The organism is Synergistaceae bacterium (assembly GCA_021372895.1).
GTDB lineage: Bacteria > Synergistota > Synergistia > Synergistales > Synergistaceae > JAJFTP01.
This window is the reverse complement of the sequence record JAJFTP010000003.1, coordinates 12,607-37,569: the sequence shown is the minus strand read 5'-3', so window position 1 is coordinate 37,569 and position 24,963 is coordinate 12,607. Positions and strand designations below refer to the sequence as shown.

The window sequence follows — 24,963 nt, the reverse complement described above, 5'->3', positions numbered from 1 at the left end:
TAGAAATTTGCCGTCAGACTTTCGAATGGATCTGCCCTGCGTATCACTCTTACGCCGCCGCCTTCGGCTATAAGGGCCTCGGCAGGCCTCAGCCGGCAATTGTAGTTCGACGCCATGGAGTAACCGTAGGCACCGGCGTTTGAGACCGCAATGATATCGCCTCTCTTGACCGGGCCTATGTTTCTGCCGCTGGCAATGATATCTCCGCTCTCGCAGATGTTTCCCGTTACTATGACAGAACCGTCATAATCCTGAGCTGGATCGTCAGCCCTCAGAACGGACAGTTCATGGTATGAGTCGTAGAGCACAGGCCGCATCAAAACGTTGAACCCGATATCGGTGCCGACGTATACAGAGCCGTAATTTTCCTTGACCGCGTGCACAGTCCCTAGGAGCACTCCGCACTCAGCAACTATATACCTGCCAGGCTCACACTTGAAGCGCACATCTTTGTTGTCGTATCTCTCGATGAATTTGTCCATTACCGGAAACAGCCTGCCCGTGAGGTCATTGAAGTCAAGCCTGTGTTCTGATGGTTTGTACGGCACACCAAAGCCGCCCCCGAAGTCTATGAACTCAAGACCGGGGAACTCTTCCCCTATCATATCCAGGAGCATCTCGGCGGCCTCCACATAGGGATCAGCATCAAGAAAGAGCGAGCCTATATGCTGATTGATCCCGGCAAGCGTCAATCCATACTTTTTAAGCAGCTCTTTAACCTGCGGGCAGAACTCCGCCTGTACGCCAAATTTGGTATGATGGCCTGCCGTGACGACCTTGTCGCAGTGTCCGGCTCCAAGCCCCGGGTTAAACCTTACCGCGACCCTTCCTCCCGGGTTTATCTGCCCGAACTGCTCAAGCTGTGCAAGCGAATCGACGCTCACCATGATATCCCTGTCTGTCGCGTACCGCATCTCCTCGCATGATACATTATTGCCGATGTAGAAGATCTCCCCGTGTGAGAACCCGGCCTTTTCAAGGACAAATATCTCGCCAGGCGACATTGCATCCGCGCCCAACCCCTCTTCGCGGATGATCCGAAGCAGTGTGAGGTTTGAGTTGGCCTTCGCGGAATAACTGGGTTTTATCCTGCCGTCAAATGCATCAAGCAGATCCCTGCATCTCTCACGGAGTATTTTTTCGCTGTAGACATATACAGGGCTGCCATATTCCCTGACTATCTTTTCTGCCGACTCATGATCCATGAACATTAAATTCTCGCCACCTTTGTCTTATGTGCCGCTGCCGCAACAGCTGCCGCCACTGCCGGGACAACGCGCGGGTCAAGGACTCCAGGGATTATATAGTTCTCTGAAAGTTCTTCATCGCTGACAAGTTCCGCCAGCGCCTTTGATGCTGCGATCTTCATCTCCTCGTTTATCGTCCGCGCGCGGACATCAAGCGCCCCGCGGAAAATACCCGGAAAACCTAGGCAATTGTTTACCTGATTTGGAAAATCACTTCTGCCCGTTGCTACAACGGCTGCCCCGGCTGCAAGAGCTTCATCCGGGAAAATTTCAGGCGTCGGGTTCGCCATGGCAAATATGACGGGTCTCTCAGCCATAGTCCTTACCATATCTCCGGTAAGCAGTCCCGGACGCGAGACGCCGAGGAACGCATCCGCACCCTTTATCACATCTGCGAGACTTCCCCTTCGCCTCTCCGGGTTTGTTGCCTCGGACAATGATATCTGGGCTTCGTTCAGCCCTTCCGTATATCCGGCGCATAGTGCCCCGTTTATGTCACACATCACGATGTTCCTTGCTCCTGCGGAGATAAAATACCTCGCTATCGAACATCCGGCGGCCCCTGCCCCGTTGATTACAAGCATTGCCTTCTCCAGGTCTCTGCCGGTAAGCCTCAGAGCATTTTTATAAGCGGCCAGCGCAATAACGGCCGTACCGTGCTGATCGTCATGAAAGACCGGTATATCAAGCGCTTCCTGAAGTCTGCGCTCTATCTCAAAACAGCGCGGGGCTGAAATATCCTCAAGGTTGATCCCGCCGAACGACACCGCTATCCTCGATACCGCATCGACAAACTCGTCCACATCCTTCGTGCTTACAGCGATGGGGATCGAATCGATGCCGGCAAAACGCTTAAAAAGACAGGACTTGCCCTCCATGACAGGCAGGGACGCCGCAGGCCCTATATCGCCGAGCCCAAGCACCGCTGTGCCGTCCGTTATGACCGCTACAAGGTTGTTCTTCATCGTAAGATCCCATATCGCTTCGGGGTCCCGCTCTATTTCCCTGCACGGCTCAGCGACTCCAGGGGTATACACCAGTGCAAGGTCATCCATGCTCTCTATTTTGCTTCGGCATTCAATATCCAGTTTGCCCCTTAGTTCTCTGTGCATATCAAGCGATCTCTGAAAAATATCCTCTGCCATTACTGCCACCTCTCCCTGTCAGATCCTTCAACTGTACGAATAAGGAAGTTTATTAAGAGCGACCACGGCAAAACAGATATTCTGCCGGGCTGCTACCTGTAATCCCCGCGGTCAACTACCGCTTCATATCCTATTTTATTGATTTTATCAGTTATAAGCGCCACGCTTTCAGAGGCATCATCCGCGGTGCCTATTTTATTGTCGTACAGCAGATAGTTTTTTCGTGTCTCAAGCGGAGAAAGGTTTGGCATAATAACATTGGCGCCGGCAAGTATACCCTGTTCCCTGCCGTCTTCCCGCACCGTCCCCAGCGCGGTGGTCGACGGCAGAAGTACCCTTGGGAGCATGAGACGGACAAGGCTCAGAAGGAACAGTGAATCTTCCGCTTTACCGGCGGGATGATCCTTAAACGGCGTGTCTTTGTGGGGGATGAAAGGTCCGAGGCCAACCATCTGCGGATCAAGTTCTTTGATAAAAATAAGATCTTCCGCAAGGTTCTCAACGGTCTGAAAGGGAGAACCAACCATCATTCCGCAGCCGGTCTGAAAACCGATTTCTTTAAGATCATACAGGCATTGCTTCCTGTGCGCGATAGAGAGCTCTGCCGGATGAAGCTTGGAATAATGAGCGTCACATGCCGTTTCGTGCCGCAGCAGATACCTGTCTGCTCCTGCGTCAAAGAGCTTTTGGTATGACTCCCTGTCTTTTTCTCCGAGCGAAAGCGTCAAAGCGCAATCCGGATATTTATTTTTGATGCCGCTGATTATATCTATAAGTCTGTCATCCGAGAAATATTCGTCTTCGCCGCCCTGCAGTACAAAAGTACGGAAGCCGGCGCCATACCCCAGCTCGCAGCATGATAAGATCTCTTCCTTGGTCAGGCGGTAGCGGACCGCGTTTTTGTTGCTTCTCCTGATGCCGCAGTAATAACAGTCATTTCTGCAGTAATTTGAAATTTCAACAAGCCCCCTGAAATATATCTTCTTCCCAAAATGTGCTATAGACAAAGCCCTGGCCTTTTCTGCCGCATAAGCCCTGTCCTCGTCGTTAAATGTTGCAAGTAAGGCGACCAGTTCATCCCGCGGCAGTATCTTATCTCTATCAATAAGGTCGATCCGTTTCCTGTTGTCCATATTATTGCCCGCCTTCACACTGATATATATGTAAGTTGAAACTAGTGGATTCTAGCATTAGTACTTTTCATTTACAAGCAATTTATAATTATTTTAAATCATAATATTTCAGAAGCAAAACCCATACAGTTCCCACCTTTAGGCACAAAGAGACCTGATCCTCTGCATTTGCGGATACGTCAAGGATCAGGCGCCAAATGTCATATAAAAATCATGTCATACAAATTTAAGCAGCTACATCCCCATATAGGCCCTGCGTACATCATCGGAGTTCAGCAGTTCCTGCGCACTGCCCGCATGTACTATGCGTCCTGTCTGGATCACATAGCCCCTTGTTGAAATTTCAAGGGCTTCCTGCACCATCTGTTCAACAAGCAGGACTGTGACGCCGCGCCTGTTGATCTCAACTACTGTCTCAAATACCTTTTCAACAATGCTGGGCTGAAGCCCCAGCGAAAGTTCATCGAGCATCAGCAGTTTGGGCTTCGACATAAGCCCTCTTGCTATAGCGCACATCTGCTGTTCCCCGCCGCTCATCGTCTCCGCGATCTGATCCCTGCGTTCCCTGAGTATGGGGAATAGTTCGTACATCTCCTCCAGCCGTTCATCAACGATTTTTCTGTCACTTAGAGCAAACGCGCCGAGTTCAAGGTTTTCCCGGACAGAGAGCTTCGCGAATAAGCGGCGGCCTTCGGGTACGTAGCTGAGCCCCTTCTTGATGGTGCGTGACGCCGGCAGATCGCTGATATCCTCGCCAAGGAATTTTATTGAGCCGCTCTGCGGATGCATAAGCCCCGCAATGGTCCGCATGACAGTTGACTTTCCTGCCCCGTTGGCTCCCAATATGGCGACTATTTCACCTTCATTTACTTCCAGGGATATCCCGTGTATGACAGGGACACAGTCATAGGCGCAGTGGATATTATTGACTTCAAGCATAGCAGCCATCACTGTCCCTCCTTTGCCGCTCTGAGCCTTCTGGCATATTTCTCGCCAAAGTAAGCCGTGATGACGAACGGGTCATTTATAACTGCCTGCGGAGTATCCTCGGCAATTTTCCTTCCGCTGTTCAGCACAACGATCTTATCCGCAATAGGCATGATCGCCTCCATGATGTGTTCCACCATCAGGATAGTTATGCCATCTTTCTTCAGCCGCAAGATAACATCCACCATCTCTTTTACCTCTGTGGACGTAAGTCCTGCGACGGACTCGTCAAGGAGAAGAAGTTTGGGCTCCGTGGCAAGAGATCTGGCAACTTCAAGTCTTTTCTTGTTTCCTATTGTCATCCCCCCTGCGAGCTTGTCTCTCATCTCTTCAAGAAAACAGAGGGACATGCAGCGCTCGGCGACCTCGTTTGCTTTGGCTGTATCCTTGTGGCGCATATATGCTCCGACAAGGATGTTCTCGAACACTGTCATTTCCTTAAGCGGACGGACAACCTGAAAAGTCCTCGCCATTCCAAGCCGCGCGATCTTCCATGCAGGAAAGCCGGTGATATCTTTCCCGTCAAATGTCACCGTGCCCCCGGATGGTTTGTAGAGCCCTGCGACACAGTTGAAAAGGGTCGTTTTGCCGGCGCCGTTGGGACCTATGAGCCCAACTATCGTTCCCGGTCCGACATCGAAGGAGACATCGCTGTTGGCAAGAAGAGAGCCGAATTTCATCGTCAGATTTCTGACTTCAAGCAGTGCCATTACGCGTCACCCTCCTTTTCATCCCGCTTATCTCTGATGCAGTATCTGATAACTCCCATTATCCCAAGCGGCTGCCTGATCATTACGATAATTATGATAAGCCCGAATATTATAAGGTCGACACCGGCGCCCAGATATGCGAGATATGCCCGCGTGTACTCCTGCAGCGGTATCAGCACAAGCGCGCCCAGGAACGGGCCCCAGAAAGTACCGACTCCGCCAAGTATGGTGATGAGCACAAATTTCATCGACATATCCAGAGACATTACCATAGGGGGATCGACGCGGTAGTTGTACTGTGCGAAAAAGGCGCCGCAGAGCCCGGCGAGAGCCGCTGAGAGCGCCATTGCCGAGAGCTTGACCATAGTGCTGTTTACGCCAAGCGATTCCGCCGTTTCCTGGCCTTCCCTGACCGCACGCAGATAGTAGCCCATGCGGTTATGCTCGATCCAGCGGACTATTCCGAAGACAAGTGTGAATATCGCAAGGGCGCCAAGATAGTAGCCGTTTTTTGTATCAGACCACGAAAAGTTTATCCATCCGTCAGGAAGTATCGGATAGTCCAAACCCAGGGCGCCGCCGACCCTGTCCCATATCATGAAGAGCCGGTTAAATATCTCAACTATAGCAAATGTAGCTATAGCAAAATAGTGCCCTTTCAGTCTGAAACATGGATAGCTGATAATTACGGATACCAGGGCTGCGGCCAACATCCCGAGGGGAGCCCCGTACCACGGGAGCGTGTGGTAGTTCACTACAGCAAGCGCAGCTCCGTAAGCCCCTATACCGAAGAACACGGAGTGCCCGAACGAAACCTGTCCGCAGTATCCGCTGATTATGTTCCACGACTGTGCCATCGCGGCATAGAGCAGTACCATCGCGGCGACATGTCCGAAAAACGAACCGCCGATGACTCCGGGGATGAACGGAAGGATGACTGCTATTATGAGAAAACCGTACCAAAGTTTGTCTCCTTTATATTTTCCCATGGCCGTCACCACCCGAAGAGCCCTTTAGGCCTGACAAGAATTACGATAAGGTATATTGCAAAGACTGCGACATATTTTACGACAGCGGCTATGTAGAAACCAGCGAAAGACTCAACAAGGCCGATAAGAAGGGCGGCGAAGAGCGCGCCGGGGATGCTGCCGAACCCACCGAGCGCAACGACAACGAACGATATAAGGCTGAACAGGCTGCCCACTTCCGGATGCACCGCCAGGTATGAAGTCATAAGTCCGCCCGCTATGCCAACACATGCTCCTCCCAGTCCGAATATGAGAAGATAAATATTTTCGGTATCGATGCCCATCAGCTCAGCGGCTTCCTTGTCCATCGCCGTCGCCTGTATCGCCCAGCCCAGACGGGTCTTCTTCACCAGCCAGTAGACCAGGATAATGACGACAAGTGCAAAGATAGCTGTGACAAACTGAGGGACTGAGATAATAGCCCCTCCGACATTAAACGTCTTTCCCTCCATAATGGTGCCTGAGAGAAGCCGGAAGTTAGGTGTAAAGCGGTTCATACAGAAATTCTTAAGAAACATGGAAAGGCCGAATGTGGCAAGCAGCGGCGCCATAGCGGCTTTGCCGAGGCTGTTTTTAATGATTACCTTATAAGTGACACAGCCCAGCAGAAAGAGAAATATTCCAGATGCGATCCAAGAAAAAAGCGGGTCAATGCCCAGAATGAACCCCATCCAGTAGCAGATGTACATAGCCACCATCAGAAACTCACCGTGTGCAAAATTGATGACGTCCATGACGCCCCATATAAGACTCAGACCTACTGCAACCAGAGCATAGAGCAGCCCGCTCAGTATGCCGTCGATCAGGACCTGTAGAAAATTACTCACGAGAACCCCCCCTAAAAAAGGCGGGGCAGACAAGATGCCCCGCCTCATGCTGTTTATTCAGCTGTAAAGGATGATCAGTTGCGTTTACCCCACGGAACCATCGGGAATACAGGTTCAGTATCCTTATACTTAAGCGGGAAAACCGTGCCGTACTTTTGGTCCTTGATCTGAGTTATAACGCTCAGTGTTTTGATGTTCTGCCCGCCCGGCGCAAACTTGACTGTTCCGCTCAGAGCCATGCCGCATGGGAATTCTTCTGTCCGTAGGATTTTAACTACCTTTTCGGTGTCCAGCGAACCGGCCTTCTCTATAGCCTGTGCCAGGACATGGAGCATTATACCCTCCTGGATCGAATCACTGTCAAACGGCTGGTTGCTTCTCGGTGTATAGTATCTTTTTTCGACCTTCATCGCTTCAGCCATAAACTTCTTGGCAAGTTCCGGCGAGTATCCCATGCCGCCCATAAAGAAGTCTCCATCATGTCCAAGCTCCTTCTGGACAGCGGGGTTCTGGTAGCCGGTGCAGTAATTGATGGCAATTTTCGGAAGCCAGTTTACCTGTTTCATCGTGCGGACCCAGAGCGAATAGTCTCCGCCGAGAGCAGCTCCGAATACTGCATCCGGGTTCTTCGCCTTCAGTGCCTGTACTTCGCTGTTGAGGTTCGTTGCTCCGTTGTTGAACGGAACGTCCGCGACGATGTCGAGCCCTGTCCTCTTTGCAGCTTTGCGTGCCTCGTCGGCAGCGTGCTTGCCAAATTCGGTGTTCTCGTAGATAAGCCCGAGAGTCTTTATACCGGCATTCTTTTCTTTGTTAAGATATGCGATGTAGTCAACAAACTCATTGGACTCGATCGCGTCGGTAGGAGCATGACGGAAGAAGTAATTATATCCTCTCTCGGTCAGTGCCGCAGAGCTTGAGCAACCGCACATGAAGATCTTCTTTGCACGCTCTGCAACTGCGCTTGCAGGTTTTGTCGCTGAGCTGTTGTAGCATCCGATTATCGCAAAGACCTTCTCCTGATTATAGAGACGCTCAGCTTCTGACTTGGCTACATCAGGCTTGCCCTGGTGATCGGCCTGCACGATCTCGATCTTATAGCCGCCGAGGATCCCTTCCTGTGCTGCAAGCGGTAAATCGATATCGGCATTCTTCTTGTTGATAAGATCGGCTGCCGCGAGTACTGCGTTCACGCAGTTCTGCCCTGATACGGCAGCAGGGCCGGTGAGAGGGAACAGAGCCCCTATCTTGATGACCTTGGCTGCGGCAAATGCAGAAGAGCCTGCCATCATCGTCACACAGACAACCAACATAATTAAAATAACAAGACGCCTGCTACCTTTCATAACATATCTGCCCCCTTTGAGTTTTATGGACAGGACTACGTCAAAGACCACATTTCTCTCATCCCTGGATCCTGCGTGCCCCATCCGCTGTCTATGATGATCTGCGTACGTTGTATTATAGTAAAATGCTATACTGGATGTCAATTATTATGCGTTATTATCGTTAGTAAAACCGCTTTTTTTAGTCTTTTTGGCACAAAGATTTTATTGACATTTATTTTTATCAGCGTTATATTATAAACACCTAAGTGAACAATTACCTACAAACTACAAACCACCCAAGGAGGCCAACTGTATGATTTTTCACGCAGAAGTTGTTATTACTCCGCGCGAAGGAGTTCTTGACACACAGGGCAAAGCCGTAGAGAAAACTCTGATAAACCTCGGATACAAAGGTATAGACAAGGTACGTGTAGGACGTATCGTAACGATGGAACTTGATTCCCCTGACGCAGAAACTGCAGAAAAATCGCTCTGCTCCATGTGCGGCGACCTTCTGGTCAACGACCTGATCGAGTCCTTTAAGATATCAGTCAAGGAAGCCGTGAAATGAACACGGCGGTCGTCGTTTTCCCAGGCAGCAACTGCGACAGGGACGTTCAGCGGGCAATATCCGAGACACTTAAGTCGGCCGTTGAAATGACATGGCATGAGGAAAAGTCTTTTTCGACCGAGCCGGACCTTGTGGTCCTTCCGGGAGGATTTTCTTACGGCGACTATCTCCGCTCAGGCGCAATGGCCGCCCGATCCCCAATAATAGAGGCCGTACGCAGGCATGCCGATCAGGGGAAACTTGTCCTCGGGATCTGCAACGGCTTTCAGGTGCTTACAGAGGCGAAAATGCTTCCGGGAGTACTGCTCCCAAATTCATCCCTTAGCTTTATCTGCCGTAAGTGCCACATCCGCGTTGAGCGCACGGACAACATGTTCACTTCCGGGTTTAAGACCGGAGACATAGTCCAGTTTCCGATAGCGCACCATGAGGGACTGTATTTTCTGCCTCCGAAGGATCTTAAGGAACTTGAGGATGCGGGACAGGTCATATTCAGATATGCAGACCCGAAAACCGGCAAAGCCGGAGAAGAATATGCGCCTAACGGCGCGCTTAACGGCATAGCGGGGATATGCGGCAGACGCGGCAACATACTCGGACTCATGCCGCATCCGGAGCGCGCGACCATAGCGCATCTCAACGGGGGCACGGACGGCGTCATGTTCTGGGATTCAATAGCAAAAACATTTGCAGGAAGAGGTGCTTTCTGATGGATTTCCGCGAAGCAGGCCTCTCCGAGACCGAATACGGGCGCGTTAAAGAGATCCTGGGACGGGGACCGAACGACCTTGAGCTCAGCCTCATAGGCGTAATGTGGTCCGAACACTGCAGCTATAAATCGACGCGGCCCCTGCTCAGGACCTTCCCCTCAAAAGGCAGGCATGTCCTGCAGGGACAGGGAGAAAATGCCGGCGTGGTCAATATGGGAGAAGGCTGGGGGTTCGCGTTCAAGGTTGAGAGCCACAACCATCCTTCCGCGGTAGCCCCGTTTCAGGGCGCAGCAACCGGAGTCGGCGGCATAATAAGGGACATAATAGCAATGGGGGCCCGTCCTTCGGTATCTATGGACGGTCTTTTTTTCGGGGATCCGGAGCTTCAAAAGACACAGAATCTCGCTAAGGGCATCGTCGAAGGCATAGGCTCTTACGGAAACGCGGTAGGCGTTCCGGTAGTCGGGGGCAAGACCTTCTACTCACCCTGCTACAACGACAACCCTCTCGTCAACGCGTTCAGTGCCGGATTTGTCCGTCTGGATAGGATGGCGAGCTCAAAGACCGCAAAAGCCGGCGATCTCGCAGTCCTGCTCGGCTCAAAGACAGGACGTGACGGCATAGCCGGAGCTTCCTTCGCATCGCGCGAGCTTGATGAAGACTCGCGTGCAAGCCGACCCCAGATCCAGATAGGTGATCCGTTTGAGGAAAAACTGCTGATAGAGTGCTGCCTGGACCTTCTTGACAGATGCCTTATAGCTTCCATGCAGGACATGGGAGCCGCAGGCATACTCTCTTCGTCAAGCGAGATCGCCCACAAAAGCGGCTGCGGAATAGACATACAGGTGCAGAAAATACCGCTTCGCGAACAGGGCATGCAGCCTTGGGAGATATTCCTCTCCGAGTCCCAGGAACGTATGCTTCTCATAGTCGAGAACGAAAAACTGGACGATGTATTTGCAACTGCAAAACACTACGGGCTTGACTGCGCAGTGATCGGCACTATGACAGACAACCGCTTGTACAAAGTTTATAACGGCGATGAACTGATTGCCGAGCTTCCTGTGGGCATTCTTGGAGACACCCCGGAGATCTCATGGCCTTCAGCGATACCCGCGGACATGGATGAGCGCCAAAAACTGGATATTGCGACACTCAGGTCAGACGATCCGGCATCTGATCTTCTGTCGCTCATCGGCTGCCATAACGGACGGAGCAAACACGTCATATGGGAACAGTACGATTCGATGGTCCAGCTGCACACGATAGCCGGCCCAGGCAGCCCCGTTGCGATGGTTGAGGTCCCCGGGACAAGACGCGCATGCCTGCTCACTATGGAGGCCGAACCGTGGAAGTGCTGGACAGATCCTTACTCCGGCGCTGCCGAGACCATGGCACGCTCGCTGCGCTGGCTCTGGCTCTCAGGTGCGGATATCCTCGGCATGACAAACTGCCTTAACTTCGCATCTCCGGAGGTGCCGGAGAAATTTTACGAGCTTGAGCAGTGCGTCAAGGGGCTCGCCCACGTTTGCCGCGAGCTTGACTGCCCTGTCGTATCCGGCAACGTCAGCCTCTACAACGAGACCGCGAATGGACGCATCTGCCCGACCCCACTGGTCGTGACGGCGGGACTTCTGACGGACAGAGATCAGCTTTTGACTTCCGGCAGAGTAAGACCCGGGGATAAGATCTATTTTGTCGGCGACACGGATGGTTCCCTTGGCGCAACACGATACCAGGAGATGAAAAACGACAGGCCTCTTGGGAAAACAGTGGCGCCGGACTGCGCAAAAGAAAGAGCCTTCCGCGAACGCGCCGTCAAAACGGCACATGCGGGCGCTGCCGGCTCAGGGCGGATCCTTGCAGGCGGCGGACTTGCCCTTGCACTTGCAGGAGAGGCTATCTCTTCGGATATTGGCATGGACATCACGATCGAGCCGGAATCATCGCTTGAAGCGCTCTTGTTCTCCGAGGGCGGGGCCCGGGCGATTTATGCGGTGCCACAGGAAAAAATATCGGAATTTGAAAATATATGGGCCGGTTTCCGCTTCCGCCGCATAGGTACGGCCGGCGGAACAAGCTTTGTATGGAACGGATCGTTTGAACTTCCTCTGGAGCGGCTCAAGACCGCGTTCTTCGAGGGCATATAGGCATGTGCGGCGTCTTCGGAGCTTTCAGTATGAGCGGCAGCCCTGTCCTTGAGGACATATACCTCGGCCTTTGCGCTCTCCAGCACAGGGGTCAGCTCTCTGCAGGCGTCGCGTGGATCTCGGGCGGGACCGTGCACATCAAAAAGGGGCTGGGGCTTGTACATGAGGCGCTGGACCAGAGCGACCTGGCGGCGGCAGATGCGCACACGGCCATCGGACATGTCAGATATGCCACTGCGGGAGGCACAAGGCCGGAAAACTGCCAGCCTCTCGGTGCGAACTATGCACAGGGGCCTGTGGCTATAGCACACAACGGGAACCTTACCAATGCCAAGGGGCTCACCGGCTATCTTGAGGACAGGGGCGCCATATTCCATACGTCGTGCGACACTGAAACAATACTCCAGCTTATGGCTCACCAGCCCGGAGTTGTCCCTCTTGAGGCGCTTGAGACAGCCCTCATGAAGATACAGGGCGCATACAGCCTTGCCGTGCTCTTCGACGGATCCCTTATCGCAGCGCGGGACCCATGGGGATTTCGTCCGCTGGTGATAGGGCAGCGCGACGACACGATATACGTCGCGTCAGAATCATGTTCGCTCGACATACTAGGAGCAAAGATGATCCGGGACGTCGCCCCCGGAGAGATCCTCATCATCGACAAACGCGGCATGATCTCACGCAGGCTTCCGGTCGAGACACAGCGCCACTGCCACTGTTCATTTGAATATGTATATTTTGCGCGTCCGGACAGCGTAATTGACGGCCGCTCGGTTTACCGGGTACGCAAGGCGCTGGGGAACAAGCTTGCAAAATCATGCAACCCTGAAAATGCCATAGTCGCCGGGATGCCTGACAGCGGAACCATCTCGGCTCTGGGGTTCGCCGAGAGCTCAGGCATACCCTTTGAGTCTGGCGTCGTAAGGAACCGATACGTCGGCAGGACATTCATCCAGCCGACACAGCGCGTCCGCGAGGCGGGCGTAAAGATCAAGCTGAACCCCCAGCCTGAAATTTTCAGGGACCGGGAGGCAGTTATAGTTGACGATTCACTTGTCCGCGGCACGACAGCAGGGCGTATCGTTTCAATGATACGCGACAGCGGAGCCGGGAAAGTACACATGCGCATCGCATCGCCGCCTGTATGCTTCCCATGCTATTACGGCATAGACACACCAAGCTCAGACGAGCTTGCCGCGGCGCTGATGGATATACCGTCGCTCTGCAGGAAGATAGGCGCGGATTCCCTGGAATATCTGACTTGCGACGAGCTTGCGGAAGCTATAGGGCTGCCCCGGAGCGAACTATGCACGGCATGTTTTGACGGCAATTACCTTGACAATGGAAATTATGTGGAAGAAATTTAACGGAGGTGCGCTATTATGGAAATTACAAAGAAGGATCTCATCTACGAAGGCAAGGCAAAGAAGTTATTCACCACAGAGGACCCGGATCTCGTCATCGTTGAATATAAGGACAGTTTCACCGCGTTCAACGGAGAGAAGAAGGCAACTATGAGCGGCAAGGGACAGCTTAACAATAAAATCAGCTCCAAGCTGTTTGAGTACCTCGCATCCAAGGGCGTCGAATCACACTTCGTGCGTCAGACAGACGACACACATCAAGTCGTCAAACGCGTAAAAATAGTACCCATAGAGGTCATCGTCCGTAACATCACGACCGGATCCCTATGCAAACGCCTCGGAGTTAAAGAGGGCATGAAACTCCCCCGTCCGCTGATCGAATTCTGCTACAAGAATGACGAGCTCGGCGACCCTTTGATCCTGGAGGACCACGCGATCCTCTTCGGCTGGGCCACGGAGGATGACATAGCAAAGATCAAGGACATATCGCTCCGCGTCAATAAGGCGCTCGGTGAATTTTTCTCCGAAAGAGGCATAATTTTAGTCGACTTCAAGCTTGAATTCGGAAAGGACCCGTCCGGTAAACTCATGCTTGCGGATGAGATATCTCCCGACACATGCCGCTTCTGGGACAGCTCCACCGGCGACCGCCTTGACAAGGACCGTTTTCGCAAGGACCTCGGCAACGTCCTGGGAGCCTACGAAGAGATATGGAAGAGGATATCGGCGTAAAACGATATGAGCGGTGTTTTCGGAGCTTACAGCACATCGGGCAGGAAGGTGCTAGAAGAGGTCTACCTCGGCCTCTATGCGCTCCAGCACAGGGGACAGGAGTCTGCGGGAATAGCCTGGATAGAATGCGGCAGGATAGCCTCCGCCCGCGGGATGGGACTTTTGCACAACGCCATAGATCAGCAGGAGCTCTCCGAGGAGACCGCCCACTGCGCCATAGGGCATGTGCGCTACGCGCCCATAGTCGGTTCCCAGCCCCATAACGTGCTGCCGATCGGCGCAAATTACGCCCGCGGCCCTGCCGCGGTGTCACATGACGGGCATATCACAAATCTGCCGGAACTCACAAAACAGCTTGAGTCCCGAGGCGCGATATTTCATTCCGCTACTGACTCCGAAGCTATCCTGCACCTCATGGCGCAAAAGTCGCACATGCAGCCGCTCGATGCGCTTGTGGACGCACTTCGCAGGACAGAAGGCTCATACGGCCTTGTGGTCCTCCTTGAGAACTGCCTCGTGGCGGCCCGCGACCCGTGGGGATTCAAACCCCTCGCTGTCGGGGAGAACAACGGGACATTCTATGTGGCATCGGAATCATGCGCGCTCGACATAGTAGGCGCAAAGCTGCTGCGCGATGTCGAACCCGGAGAGATACTGGTTATAGACGACAGGGGCATGAGAAGCCTCAGGATACAGCACAGCGCTCCATGCCGCAGCATGAGATGCTCGTTTGAATATGTGTATACGGCGCGTCCGGACAGCATTATCGACGGCCGTTCCGTATACGGGGCGCGCAAGGAGATGGGCAGACGTCTTGCTCTGACATCTCCCTGCCAGGGGGCAGAACTGGCGGTCGGGCTGCCTGACAGCGGCACGACCGCCGCAATAGGCTACGCACAGGAATCAAAAACACCGCTTGAAATGGCGATAGTGAGAAATCGCTACGTCGGGCGCACGTTCATACAGCCGACCCAGAAAGTCAGGGAGCTCGGCGTCAGAATTAAGTTGAACCCTATATCAGAGGTCTTCGGCGGCAAAAAGACCGTCTTAATTGACGATTCCATAATCAGGGGCACGACGGCGGAGCAGATCGTATCTATGATACGCGGCTCAGGCGCGGCGGAGGTACATCTGCGCATCGCTTCCCCCCCGGTCCTTTATCCATGCAGATACGGGATAGACACAAGAAAAGATGAACCGCTGGCTGCGGCAAATATGACAATGGAAGAGCTTCGTAAAAAAATCGGCGCAGACTCGCTCGGTTATCTCTCCAACGAAGATCTCGCCGCGTCTGTCGGATTTCCGGAAGAGCAGCTATGCACGGCATGTTTCACTGGTAAGTATCTCCCCTCAAAAAATGGGACGAAAGAGGGTTCATGATCATGGGTGAAAAACTCAGTTACGATAAAGCCGGGGTCAGCATCTCAGCAGGTGACGCATGGGTCGAAACGATCAAAGGCCTTATCGCGGCGCACCCTAAAGACCCGCATTCAGTCGGCGGCGTCGGCGGCTTCGCCGGGATCTACCGCATCGGCGGCGGGAAGTGCATCGCTGCCTGCTGCGACGGCGTAGGGACAAAACTTGAACTTGCAAAGGCGACAGGCATATACCGCGGGCTTGGACAGGACCTGGTCGCAATGAACGTAAACGACCTTGTGACCGGCGGGGCGCGCCCGTTGTTCTTTCTGGACTACGCGGCATGCGGCAGGCTGGACATACATGTGCTCAAAGATATACTTGAAGGGGTGCTGGACGCATGTGAAGAAAGCCTCTGCACGCTTCTGGGGGGAGAGACGGCAGAAATGCCGGGGGTTTACGGCACAGACGGATTCGACCTGGCGGGCTTCTCGGCAGGCATTGTCGATGAGGATAAAATAATAGACGGAAGTGCGATCAAAGACGGCGACATCATAGCAGGGTTAAGCAGCTCCGGCATCCACAGCAACGGCTACAGCCTGGTCCGTAAGGCTCTCGGCGCGGAAGGGCTCGATATTGACCTTAACTCGGTACCGGACGGCTGGGATGAAAAACTGGCGGCAGCAGTCATGCGGCCGACAAAACTCTATGTGAAGCCGGCTCTTGCCGCGGCTGAGACCGACAAAATAAATGGAATGGCGCACATAACCGGAGGCGGTATATACGGCAACATAATACGCGTCATACCGAAGGGGCTGGATATAGATATAGACTACGGATCGTGGGAACGCCCAAAGATATTCGACCTTATCCAGAGCGCCGGGATCGAAGAAGAAGAGATGCGCAGGGTATTCAACCTCGGCATCGGCTATGTCTTCATCATCAGGCCGGCAGATCTTGGCGTGCTTACGGCCGCGCTGGCCCAAACCGGCGAAAAGCCGACTGTGATAGGAAGGGTGATAAAATGTACGTCCCGCGCATAGCGATACTTATATCAGGCACAGGAACAAACATGGAAGCCCTTCTTAAGGCATGCATCACCGGAGAGCTTCCCGCCCAGGTATCATTTGTAGGGAGCGACCGTATAGACGCAAAGGGACTGAAAACTGCCGCCGCACTGGGAGCGCCGACGCGGGTCTTCTTCTATGACAAGGATGGACGGCAAGCTGCAGAAAAATCCATAGCAAATGCAATAGAGGAAACACATACGGACTGGATAGTCCTTGCTGGCTTCATGCGTGTTCTCTCGCCTGGATTTGTGAGGCGGTTTGAAGGAAGGATCATAAACATCCACCCGTCGCTTCTTCCTTCCTTCCCCGGAGCTAACGGGATAAAGGACGCCTGGGATGCCGGTGTCACAGAGACAGGAGTCACAGTCCACATCGTAGATGAAGAAGTCGACCACGGCCCGATACTCGCACAGGTAAAAGTGGAGAGAAAGCCAGACGACACGATCGAAACACTTGAAGAACGCATACATGCAGCCGAACACAAAATCTATAAGGCAGCCCTCAAAAAATTTTTAGAGGAGAATCCGATAACTATTGCCAAAGGAGAGGAATGATCTGATGGAAACCAGGAAAGCGCTTATTTCCGTATGGGATAAGACGGGGATTCTGGAGCTTGCAAAGGGGCTCGCGGCTCACGGGTATGAGATAGTCTCAAGCTCCGGCACAGCAAAGCACCTTGAAGAAGGCGGAGTAAAGGTGACTGAAGTCGTCGAGATGACAGGGCTCCCAGCGATACTCGGCGGGAGAGTAAAGACACTCCATCCGGCGGTAATGGGAGGTATCCTAGCTCGCCGCGGACTTGCCCAGGATGACGAGGACCGCAAAAAATTCAATATACCTCTCATCGACGTCGTCGTATGCACCCTGTATCCATTTGAAGAGACTGCAAAGAGCGGCGCCGACCTCGACCAGCTGATAGAAAAAATAGACATAGGCGGAGTATCTCTTATTCGCGCAGGCGCAAAAAACTACTATCACGTAGCAGTGATCACTGATATCGCAGACTACCCGCGCGTCCTTGAGGAACTTGAGAAGAAACAGGAGTTCACAATGGAATTCAAACAGGAGCTGGCTCTTAAGGCATTCCGCGTGACTGCCTCATACGACGCCACCATATACAAGGGACTATGCACGGAGATCGGCGTTGCTGACGATACCGACGATGACAAGATCCTGCCGCTGCGAAAGGTACAGGATCTACGCTACGGGGAGAACCCCCATCAGCATGCGGCACTGTTCCTGCCGCCGCTTGAGGGACAGCCGTTTGAACAGCACTCAGGCAAAGAGCTCTCATACAACAATCTGCTCGACCTTGATACCTTGCTTCGCGGCTGTTCCATATTCCAGGATCTATGCGCATGCACCATAGTCAAGCACACGACGCCCTGCGGCACTGCACACGCAGACACTCCTGCCAAGGCATTCCGCAAGGCACTCGAATGCGACCCCGTCTCAGCATTCGGAGGCATCATCGGGTTCACCCGCCGCGTAGATATGGAGACGGTCCATGCCATCACCGAGACATTCTTTGAAATCGTAGCCGCTCCGGCATACGCCGAGGGAGTTATAAAATATTTCTCAGAAAAAAAACCGAACCTGCGCGTACTGACGATCACGCCGGGCTACGCCCCGAGGCTCCAGATTACAGGCAACCGCTGCGGATTCCTGGTACAGGAGGACATCCTTCCTCCCCTTCCGGAACAGAACTGCGGCAAATGGGTCGGGACACCAAGACCCGAATGCTGGGATGATATCATCTTTGCATGGAAAACTGCCGCGATAACTAAGAGCAACTCTATCGTGCTCGTCAGGGACGGCGCTGCTGTAGGAATAGGCGGAGGCTTCACGAACAGAGTTGATGCCGCGGCCTATGCGCTCAGGCTCGCCGGCGCTAAGGCTAAAGGGGCTGTGCTTGCTTCCGATGCGTTCTTCCCATTCCCGGACTCAATAGAGCTTGCGGCAAAAGAGGGCGTGATCGCAGTCATTCAGCCCGGCGGTTCGATCCGTGACAATGAAGTCGCAAAACGTGCCGAAGAACTCGGCATAAGCATGTTCGTCGGCGGAAGCCGCACGTTCAGGCACTAAGGGTATAGGTATGCTGCAATGAAAGTTATGGTGCTCGGCGGAGGCGGCAGGGAACATGCCGTAGTCCACGCATTCTCAAAATCAAACATAGTGACTCAGATCCACTGCTGCCCCGGCAATCCCGGAATAGCAAAGCTCGCGGTATGCCACGACGGCGACCCATGCAAACCCGGAGAGATGACAGCGCTTTGCAGGAGGCTTGGGATAGACCTGGTGTTCGTGGGACCGGAAGCCCCTCTTGTCGCAGGTACAGCAGATGCTCTCAGGAAAGCCGGTATACTCGTCATGGGGCCCGGGAAACTCGGAGCACAGCTCGAAGGGAGCAAGGCATTTTCAAAGCAGTTTATGGTAAGGCACGGGATACCTACATCCGCCTTCGACTGCTGCAATAACATGGATGCCTGTCGCAGGGCGCTTGAAAAACGCAGCGCACCATACGTCGTAAAAGCTGACGGACTTGCGGCTGGCAAGGGCGCCTTCCTCACTGACACATTTGAAGATGCCATGACGGTATGCAGTATCATGCTCGAAGATATGCTCCTCGGCCCTGCAGGCAGGACAATAGTGATAGAAGATTTCGTCGAAGGGCAGGAAATGACGGTACTTGCCGTCACGGACGGCGAGACCGTCCGGATACTCCCTTCAAGCCAGGACCATAAGCGCGCGCTGGACGGAGACAAGGGAAACAACACTGGGGGAATGGGCGCCTATTCCCCCGTCCCATGGGTAGACGAAGCTTTTTTGAAAAAGATAAGCGACAAAGTCATGATGCCTACGTTAAACGGACTCAAAAGCGACGGGATCCCATTCTGCGGGATCATATACGCAGGCTTAATGGTAAAGCCCGACGGCTCTCTGTCGGTGCTAGAATACAACGTACGCCTCGGAGACCCTGAGGCACAGGTGGTTTTGCCTGTATTCGAAGGCGACTTCGGAGAAGTGATCCTTGCCTGCTGTAAAGGCGATCTGGCAAAAGTCGAATGGCCGGATCCCAGGCGGTATGCACTGGGCGTCGTAATGGCTTCCGGCGGATATCCCGATAAATATGAGACGGGCGTTAAGATAACATTTCTCCAGGAAGATATCCCTGACACATATGTCTACCATGCGGGCACATCTTTCGATGCTAACGGGGATCTGGTGACATCGGGGGGGCGGGTATTCACCGTTGTAGGCATTGCAGACACCCTGCAGGCAGCCCGGGATCTCGCGTATAAACGAGTCAAAACGGTCCATTTCCTGAATGCCCATTACAGAAATGACATTGGAGACAAATCACTGAAGGGGGCTTGCAAATAATGCCATCGCCAATAGTTGGGATCATTATGGGCTCTGCGTCTGACATCCCTATAGCAGAAAAAGGCACTTCCGTACTTGAAGAGCTCAATATCCCGTTTGAGGTCGCTATCGCATCAGCGCACCGTACACCGGACGATGTCGCAAAATACGCCAGGAACGCAAAAGCCCGCGGCATAGAGGTCATCATCGCGATAGCAGGGCTTTCTGCGGCACTTCCGGGAGTCGTCGCCGCCGCAACAACCCTGCCTGTCATCGGCGTCCCCGTCAAAGGAGGGGCGCTCGACGGACTCGACGCGCTCCTCTCCATAACACAGATGCCGCCAGGCGTTCCCGTCGCTTCAATGGGACTCAACGGCGCAAAAAATGCATGCCTTATGGCTGCGCGCATAATAGCGACACACGACACATATCTCTCAGAGAGGCTGGATGAGTGGATCATAAAAGCAGCACGGCAGGTAACGGACAGCAGGGCAAAACTTGATACACTGCCGGCCGCACCACCGGAAGCATACCGTTGATCCTCACGCTTACCATGCACCATTTACAGTCCGGCCGCATGTACTCCCTGCGGCCGGACCGGTCTTAGATACGCCAAGCCAAGTACCGCTAAACAGATCTGACTCGTGATCCTTTTCGCCATATAATATAAATCGTCGCTGCGGCCAAAAGAAGGAAAGCACTGAAGGCGAAAAAGCTCTTTTGCATTCCGAGCATCGATCCGAAAACTCCCCACATTATCGGTCCCAGAAAATACCCCATGCCCCAGAAAAGATAATAGGATCCTGAAATGGTCCCTTTAAGGCTGTCCGGAGCTTTTTCGTTGAGAAATGCCATGGAGGAGACGAAAAAGCCCCCCAGGGATCCCGCGGAGATGCCGAGCAGCAAAGTGGCAAAGAGCTTTCCTGTGTATGGGAAAAGCGCCCATGAGAGGGCGGAACAGGTAAGCCCCATTATCATGAAGATCTCCCTTCCATACCTGTCAGAGAGAGGACCGTAAAAAAACTGTGCGCCGGCTATGAAAAGGTAATATGCAGAAAAGAGGATGCCTATGTCCATCGCGCCGTACTGTCTGGCAGTTACAAGCCATCCGGGGGCTATGCTGAAGAGGAGCCCCTGACCGCAGCCGTAGAGGAAGATCCCAAGCAGCACTATCCTTACAGGGACATCGGAGAGAAGCTCGACGGCTTTTTTGATCTCAAAAGGATCCTTTTTGCTTCCAGGCTCAGCCCTCCTGTTCTTCTGGGTAAAGAAAACTATCAGGAAAGCCAGAAAACATAATGAACTGAAAAGGAGAAAGCCTCCCCTTTCCCCGAAAATGCCGGGCATGCTCGGGACAAGGAGCGGTCCGACTGAGAGCATGATATATGCTGCAGCTGTGTATATTCCTATCATTTTCCCCTTATGGTCCGGATATGCTATTGAGATTATCGCTGGCGCCGTTGCCCAGACAGGGATCTCCCCCGCTCCCTGGACTGCGCGCCCGATGAATATCGGCATGGGTGAGTCGGCAAAGTAATAAATAATGCCTGAGACTGTCGATAGCAAGTAGCCAAAGAGCAGAAAAGGCTTGAATCCGTAGCGGTCAGAGAGGTTTCCTAAAGGTACCTGAAGAAAGATGTAAGGAAGGGCGAAACTTGAAGCCAGAAGTCCGACAAGGGAGGCATCCCCCCCTGAAAGTGTTATCACTCTTGCCGGCAGCCCCGACGCGACTATGCCTACTCCCAGCATAGATATAGCTGCTGCGGAGGTAATGCCGATAAATATTTTCAAACGGCTTTCAGACAAATGCAACACCCCCACGTGTATACAAAAAATGATGTTTACAGAAAAGTTATACCACAAAAACCATAAGAAACTATAATCCCATTATTCATAGTTTTCATTTTTATCCATATAAATCAGCGAAAAAATTATCTGAAATTTATAATAATTAAAAACAAGGCTTTTTGTGGTATAATCATAACTGCCTTAAATATTTGGCAGTTTGTCTTTTCATCTTGGCAAAACATCAAATGCACCTTGGAAAGAATCCTTTACTAAAATACACGGGAGGTAGATATTATGTTGTGGAAATGTTCGGTATGCGGTTACATCCATGAAGGACCCGAAGCACCCGGAAAATGCCCCAAATGCGGAGCAGAAAAAGATAAGTTCACGGCTCTCACGGAAGAAGAAGCAAAGAAAGTCCTCATGTCAGTCAGAACAAACGACATCCACATGGAGATAGTAATGCTTGCCAACAAAGTTAAGAAGCTTGCAGAAGAGGGAATAGAGATCAACCTTGATCCTCCCTGTGTAGCGCTCTTCAAGCAGGCAGCAGAAGAAGCAACAGTGATCAAGCAGAGAAGCAAGACCGAGATCGCAAGCCATGTAAGCAAAGGCAAGTGGTAATATCCGTCTGACAACTGATAAAAAAATAGGGGCCCCCGACGGGAGTCCCTATTTTTTTATCAACAAGCACCTTCAGTCGATTTTGGAAGGATCAGAAGGTCTGCTGCGAATGTTGCTATATATCGATTTTATGTTCTGCCACTTGCCGTCGTAGAAATAATGGATCTTCTCAGTTATCCGTACCATACCTATTACATCCCGGTTTTCTCTCTTTACCCTTATCACTGTTAGGACTGTTAAGATTTGACTAATTTATAAAATATTTTTTTAATAAATTCGGTTGTTATGATATATATTGTAATTATTATAAACAAATACACATATACATTAGCTGACAGAGGTACAACTTCCAGCAACCCGGCAAGCGGCGTATATGGCAGTATAAGTGTTGCCGCTGCTACCACGATAGTGGCAATTGTCAGCTGCCTGCTGGGCCTGGATTTCATAAAAGGCCGCCTGCTTCTGATGACAAGTACAATAAGTGCTGCCGAAATTACAGATTCCGTGAACCAGCCTGTTCTGAACTGGACATCAGAGGCTTTTACGATATACATCAAAACTCCGAATGTAATATAATCAAAAATGGAGCTCACCAAACCAAAAATAAGCATAAACTTCCTGATAAACGTGATATCCCAGCGATGGGGCCTCTTGATGCTTTCGCTGTCTACACTGTCAGTAGCTATCGTCATTTCCGGAAAATCGGTCATCAGGTTTGTAAGCAGCACCTGCTTCGGCAGCAGTGGCAAAATGGGCATGATCATGGATGCACCTGCCATGCTGAACATATTACCAAAATTGGCGCTCGTAGCCATATAGACATATTTCATGGTATTGGCAAATGTCTTCCTGCCAATTATTACCCCCTCACGCAGAACATTAAGGTCCTTCTCGAGCAACACGATATCAGCCGCACCCTTCGCAACATCAACCGCGCTGTCGACAGAAATGCTCACATCGGCGTCATGAAGCGCGGATACATCGTTAATGCCATCGCCCATGTAGCCAACGACGTTGCCTGTCTTTTTCAGCGCTAAAATTATGCGCTCCTTCTGATTGGGCTCCACTTCGGCGAACACGCTGACCTTGTTGGCTTTGTGTATGAGGGCCATGTCGCTTGTTGCACTAAGCTCAGCACCTGTCATAATTTTTGCTCCCGGCAGCCCTATAAGTTTAATCATATTTTTTGCCACGTACTGATTATCACCGGTAATAATTTTAAGCGATATGCCGAGTTGCTTGAGAGCTTTTATCGTTTCCGATACACCCTGCTTTGGAGGGTCGTACAACGTGATAAATCCCAAAAATACCATATCTTTTTCCTGCGTCCGGTCAAAAGCCTGATCAACATCCTTTTCTTTATAGCAGAGGCCCAAGGTGCGGTAACCGGCATTGCTGTAATCCAGATATTTAGCATGCAGGTCATCCCTGAGACTTTCCAGATCAACGATGCTGCCATCTGCAGCTTCAGCCTTAGTGCAGACTTCTATTATCTTGTCAAACGCACCCTTGGTTATAATAATATTTTTATTTTCAATATCGCCCTCTTTATGCGAGACCATGATGCTGAGCCTCTTACGCATAAAATCATAGGGTTCCTCACCTGTCTTTGTAAAAGCCGTTATATCAGGAGCTTTGAAGTTTCTGATGGCAGCGTCGATAGGGTTGATAAACCCGGATTCAAAAAAAGCATTCAGGTAGGCATAAGTGAATACCCTGTCACTATGGGCACCTGAAAAATCAGCCGTCTCCTGCAGTTTAACAACACCTTCTGTCAAAGTGCCGGTCTTATCGGAGCACAGTACATTCATGCTTCCAAGATTTTCAATTGAGGACAGGCGTTTGACGATGACTTTCATCTCTGACATGACCTTGCTGCCGCGGGCGAGATTCACGCTTATTATCGCCGGAAGCAGCTGCGGAGTGAGGCCTACAGCCAAAGCAAGAGAAAACATAAAAGAGTCCAGTATCGGTTTTTTTAAGATTATATTCACAGCAAAAATGAAAAAACAAGCAACAATGTTATCAACATCAGAAAATGACCAAATTGCCTGATGCCGCGTTCAAATTCTGTCTCAGGAGGCCTTAGCTTCACCTGTTCAGATATGCCGCCAAACTGTGTCTTTTTTCCTGTCTGTATCACTACGGCCTTGCCCTGTCCGCTTATAACATGAGTCCCCATCCACAGGCAGTTGCTTCTTTTGCTGAGTACAGTCTCTACCGGCAATATTCCTGGTTCTTTTGGAACCGGATAGCTCTCCCCCGTCAATGCGGCTTCGTCTACAAACATCGAGACTGATTCACATATAAGGCAGTCTCCTGGAACCATGTCCCCGGCCTTCAGCATTATTATATCTCCGGGGACTATGGCCTCTACGCTTATCTCTTCTTCTTTTGAATCACGCAGTACGGTCGCTTTGATCTGCACCAATTCAAGCAGCTTTGCCATAGCAGTGCCGGCGCTGAATTCCTGCCAGAAACCCAGCAGACCGCTTATAAGAACTATAACTAAAATAATTGAAGCATCTACAGTATTGCCCATATAGACAGAAATTCCTGTCGCAGCCAATAAGATCAGAATTATAGGGCTTTTAAACTGAGATAGAAGCAGAGAAAGGGTGTTGGTGCTATGCTCGTTTTTAATAGTGTTCGCCCCGTAAACTGCCAGCCTTTTTTGCGCTTCAGCCGACGAGAGACCTTCCGTGCTGGTTTTTAGTTCCCTAAGGAGAACCGCTGCTTGTGTATTCCAAAAATTCTGATTATCGGACATCTTTTCTCACCTTTCCACCCCAATAAAACTTGACTAATAGCCTTTTTTTAAGATGTTGGTAGT

At 51.8% G+C, this 24,963-nt stretch carries 23 protein-coding genes; 12 read left to right on the top strand and 11 right to left on the bottom strand.

The window, feature by feature from the left end; translation table 11 throughout:
* The 8 genes from lysA to LLF78_00440 form a co-directional block, all read right to left on the bottom strand.
* On the bottom strand, positions 1–1,211 hold a 1,211-nt coding region (gene lysA / locus LLF78_00475), incomplete at its 3' end, for a diaminopimelate decarboxylase (GenBank protein MCE5200976.1).
* Positions 1,211–2,392 carry an NAD-dependent malic enzyme gene (locus LLF78_00470; GenBank protein ID MCE5200975.1) on the bottom strand — a complete coding sequence of 394 codons (1,182 nt, stop codon included), beginning with the start codon at positions 2,390–2,392 and terminating at the stop codon, positions 1,211–1,213. The genes lysA and LLF78_00470, both read right to left, overlap by 1 nt.
* 92 nt (positions 2,393–2,484) lie before the next feature.
* Positions 2,485–3,525 carry a [FeFe] hydrogenase H-cluster radical SAM maturase HydE gene (gene hydE / locus LLF78_00465; GenBank protein MCE5200974.1) on the bottom strand — a complete coding sequence of 347 codons (1,041 nt, stop codon included), beginning with the start codon at positions 3,523–3,525 and terminating at the stop codon, positions 2,485–2,487.
* 234 nt (positions 3,526–3,759) lie between these two features.
* A complete protein-coding gene (locus LLF78_00460; protein ID MCE5200973.1) occupies positions 3,760–4,473 on the bottom strand; it encodes an ABC transporter ATP-binding protein in 714 nt (237 codons plus the stop codon).
* On the bottom strand, positions 4,473–5,222 hold the full coding sequence (locus LLF78_00455; protein ID MCE5200972.1) for an ABC transporter ATP-binding protein: 750 nt from the start codon (positions 5,220–5,222) through the stop codon (positions 4,473–4,475). Before LLF78_00455 ends, LLF78_00460 begins: the two co-directional genes overlap by 1 nt.
* Entirely contained in the window at positions 5,222–6,211 is a 990-nt protein-coding gene (locus LLF78_00450; protein MCE5200971.1) for a branched-chain amino acid ABC transporter permease, read from the bottom strand. Before LLF78_00450 ends, LLF78_00455 begins: the two co-directional genes overlap by 1 nt.
* A gap of 5 nt (positions 6,212–6,216) precedes the next feature.
* A complete protein-coding gene (locus LLF78_00445) occupies positions 6,217–7,077 on the bottom strand; it encodes a branched-chain amino acid ABC transporter permease (GenBank protein MCE5200970.1) in 861 nt (286 codons plus the stop codon).
* Between the two features lie 74 nt (positions 7,078–7,151).
* A complete protein-coding gene (locus LLF78_00440; GenBank protein ID MCE5200969.1) occupies positions 7,152–8,420 on the bottom strand; it encodes an ABC transporter substrate-binding protein in 1,269 nt (422 codons plus the stop codon).
* Positions 8,421–8,715: 295 nt separating this feature from the next.
* Here LLF78_00440 and purS point away from each other — a divergent pair, with 295 nt between their 5' ends.
* The 11 genes from purS to purE are packed head-to-tail and all read left to right on the top strand — an operon-like array spanning position 8,716 to position 20,257.
* The gene (gene purS / locus LLF78_00435) at positions 8,716–8,973 is read left to right on the top strand and encodes a phosphoribosylformylglycinamidine synthase subunit PurS (GenBank protein ID MCE5200968.1); all 258 of its coding nucleotides are present in this window, start codon (positions 8,716–8,718) and stop codon (positions 8,971–8,973) included.
* Positions 8,970–9,683 (top strand): phosphoribosylformylglycinamidine synthase subunit PurQ, encoded by a 714-nt coding sequence (gene purQ / locus LLF78_00430; GenBank protein ID MCE5200967.1) that lies wholly within the window; start codon positions 8,970–8,972, stop codon positions 9,681–9,683. Before purS ends, purQ begins: the two co-directional genes overlap by 4 nt.
* A complete protein-coding gene (gene purL, locus LLF78_00425; GenBank protein ID MCE5200966.1) occupies positions 9,683–11,833 on the top strand; it encodes a phosphoribosylformylglycinamidine synthase subunit PurL in 2,151 nt (716 codons plus the stop codon). The genes purQ and purL overlap by 1 nt, the downstream gene beginning before the upstream one ends.
* A gap of 2 nt (positions 11,834–11,835) precedes the next feature.
* A complete protein-coding gene (purF, locus tag LLF78_00420) occupies positions 11,836–13,200 on the top strand; it encodes an amidophosphoribosyltransferase (protein ID MCE5200965.1) in 1,365 nt (454 codons plus the stop codon).
* A gap of 21 nt (positions 13,201–13,221) precedes the next feature.
* Entirely contained in the window at positions 13,222–13,929 is a 708-nt protein-coding gene (locus LLF78_00415) for a phosphoribosylaminoimidazolesuccinocarboxamide synthase (GenBank protein MCE5200964.1), read from the top strand.
* Between the two features lie 6 nt (positions 13,930–13,935).
* Positions 13,936–15,309 (top strand): amidophosphoribosyltransferase, encoded by a 1,374-nt coding sequence (gene purF, locus LLF78_00410; protein ID MCE5200963.1) that lies wholly within the window; start codon positions 13,936–13,938, stop codon positions 15,307–15,309.
* Positions 15,310–15,311: 2 nt separating this feature from the next.
* Positions 15,312–16,328 carry a phosphoribosylformylglycinamidine cyclo-ligase gene (purM, locus tag LLF78_00405; protein MCE5200962.1) on the top strand — a complete coding sequence of 339 codons (1,017 nt, stop codon included), beginning with the start codon at positions 15,312–15,314 and terminating at the stop codon, positions 16,326–16,328.
* Positions 16,310–16,909: a phosphoribosylglycinamide formyltransferase gene (purN, locus tag LLF78_00400; protein ID MCE5200961.1), complete on the top strand. Its 600-nt coding sequence runs from the start codon at positions 16,310–16,312 to the stop codon at positions 16,907–16,909. Before purM ends, purN begins: the two co-directional genes overlap by 19 nt.
* 4 nt (positions 16,910–16,913) lie before the next feature.
* Positions 16,914–18,440: a bifunctional phosphoribosylaminoimidazolecarboxamide formyltransferase/IMP cyclohydrolase gene (purH, locus tag LLF78_00395; GenBank protein MCE5200960.1), complete on the top strand. Its 1,527-nt coding sequence runs from the start codon at positions 16,914–16,916 to the stop codon at positions 18,438–18,440.
* 18 nt (positions 18,441–18,458) lie between these two features.
* On the top strand, positions 18,459–19,739 hold the full coding sequence (gene purD / locus LLF78_00390; GenBank protein ID MCE5200959.1) for a phosphoribosylamine--glycine ligase: 1,281 nt from the start codon (positions 18,459–18,461) through the stop codon (positions 19,737–19,739).
* The gene (gene purE / locus LLF78_00385) at positions 19,739–20,257 is read left to right on the top strand and encodes a 5-(carboxyamino)imidazole ribonucleotide mutase (protein MCE5200958.1); all 519 of its coding nucleotides are present in this window, start codon (positions 19,739–19,741) and stop codon (positions 20,255–20,257) included. Before purD ends, purE begins: the two co-directional genes overlap by 1 nt.
* Positions 20,258–20,345: 88 nt before the next feature.
* Here purE and LLF78_00380 read toward each other — a convergent pair whose 3' ends face one another.
* Positions 20,346–21,524 carry an MFS transporter gene (locus tag LLF78_00380; GenBank protein ID MCE5200957.1) on the bottom strand — a complete coding sequence of 393 codons (1,179 nt, stop codon included), beginning with the start codon at positions 21,522–21,524 and terminating at the stop codon, positions 20,346–20,348.
* A gap of 276 nt (positions 21,525–21,800) precedes the next feature.
* On the opposite strand from LLF78_00380, the gene LLF78_00375 reads away from it, so the two are divergent.
* Positions 21,801–22,130, top strand: coding sequence for a hypothetical protein (locus LLF78_00375; protein MCE5200956.1), 330 nt, complete (start codon positions 21,801–21,803; stop codon positions 22,128–22,130).
* A 236-nt stretch (positions 22,131–22,366) separates the two neighbouring features.
* Here LLF78_00375 and LLF78_00370 read toward each other — a convergent pair whose 3' ends face one another.
* Both LLF78_00370 and LLF78_00365 read right to left on the bottom strand, forming a co-directional pair.
* Entirely contained in the window at positions 22,367–24,151 is a 1,785-nt protein-coding gene (locus tag LLF78_00370; GenBank protein MCE5200955.1) for an HAD-IC family P-type ATPase, read from the bottom strand.
* The gene (locus tag LLF78_00365) at positions 24,121–24,900 is read right to left on the bottom strand and encodes an HAD-IC family P-type ATPase (GenBank protein MCE5200954.1); all 780 of its coding nucleotides are present in this window, start codon (positions 24,898–24,900) and stop codon (positions 24,121–24,123) included. Before LLF78_00365 ends, LLF78_00370 begins: the two co-directional genes overlap by 31 nt.
* Positions 24,901–24,963: the final 63 nt, after the last annotated feature.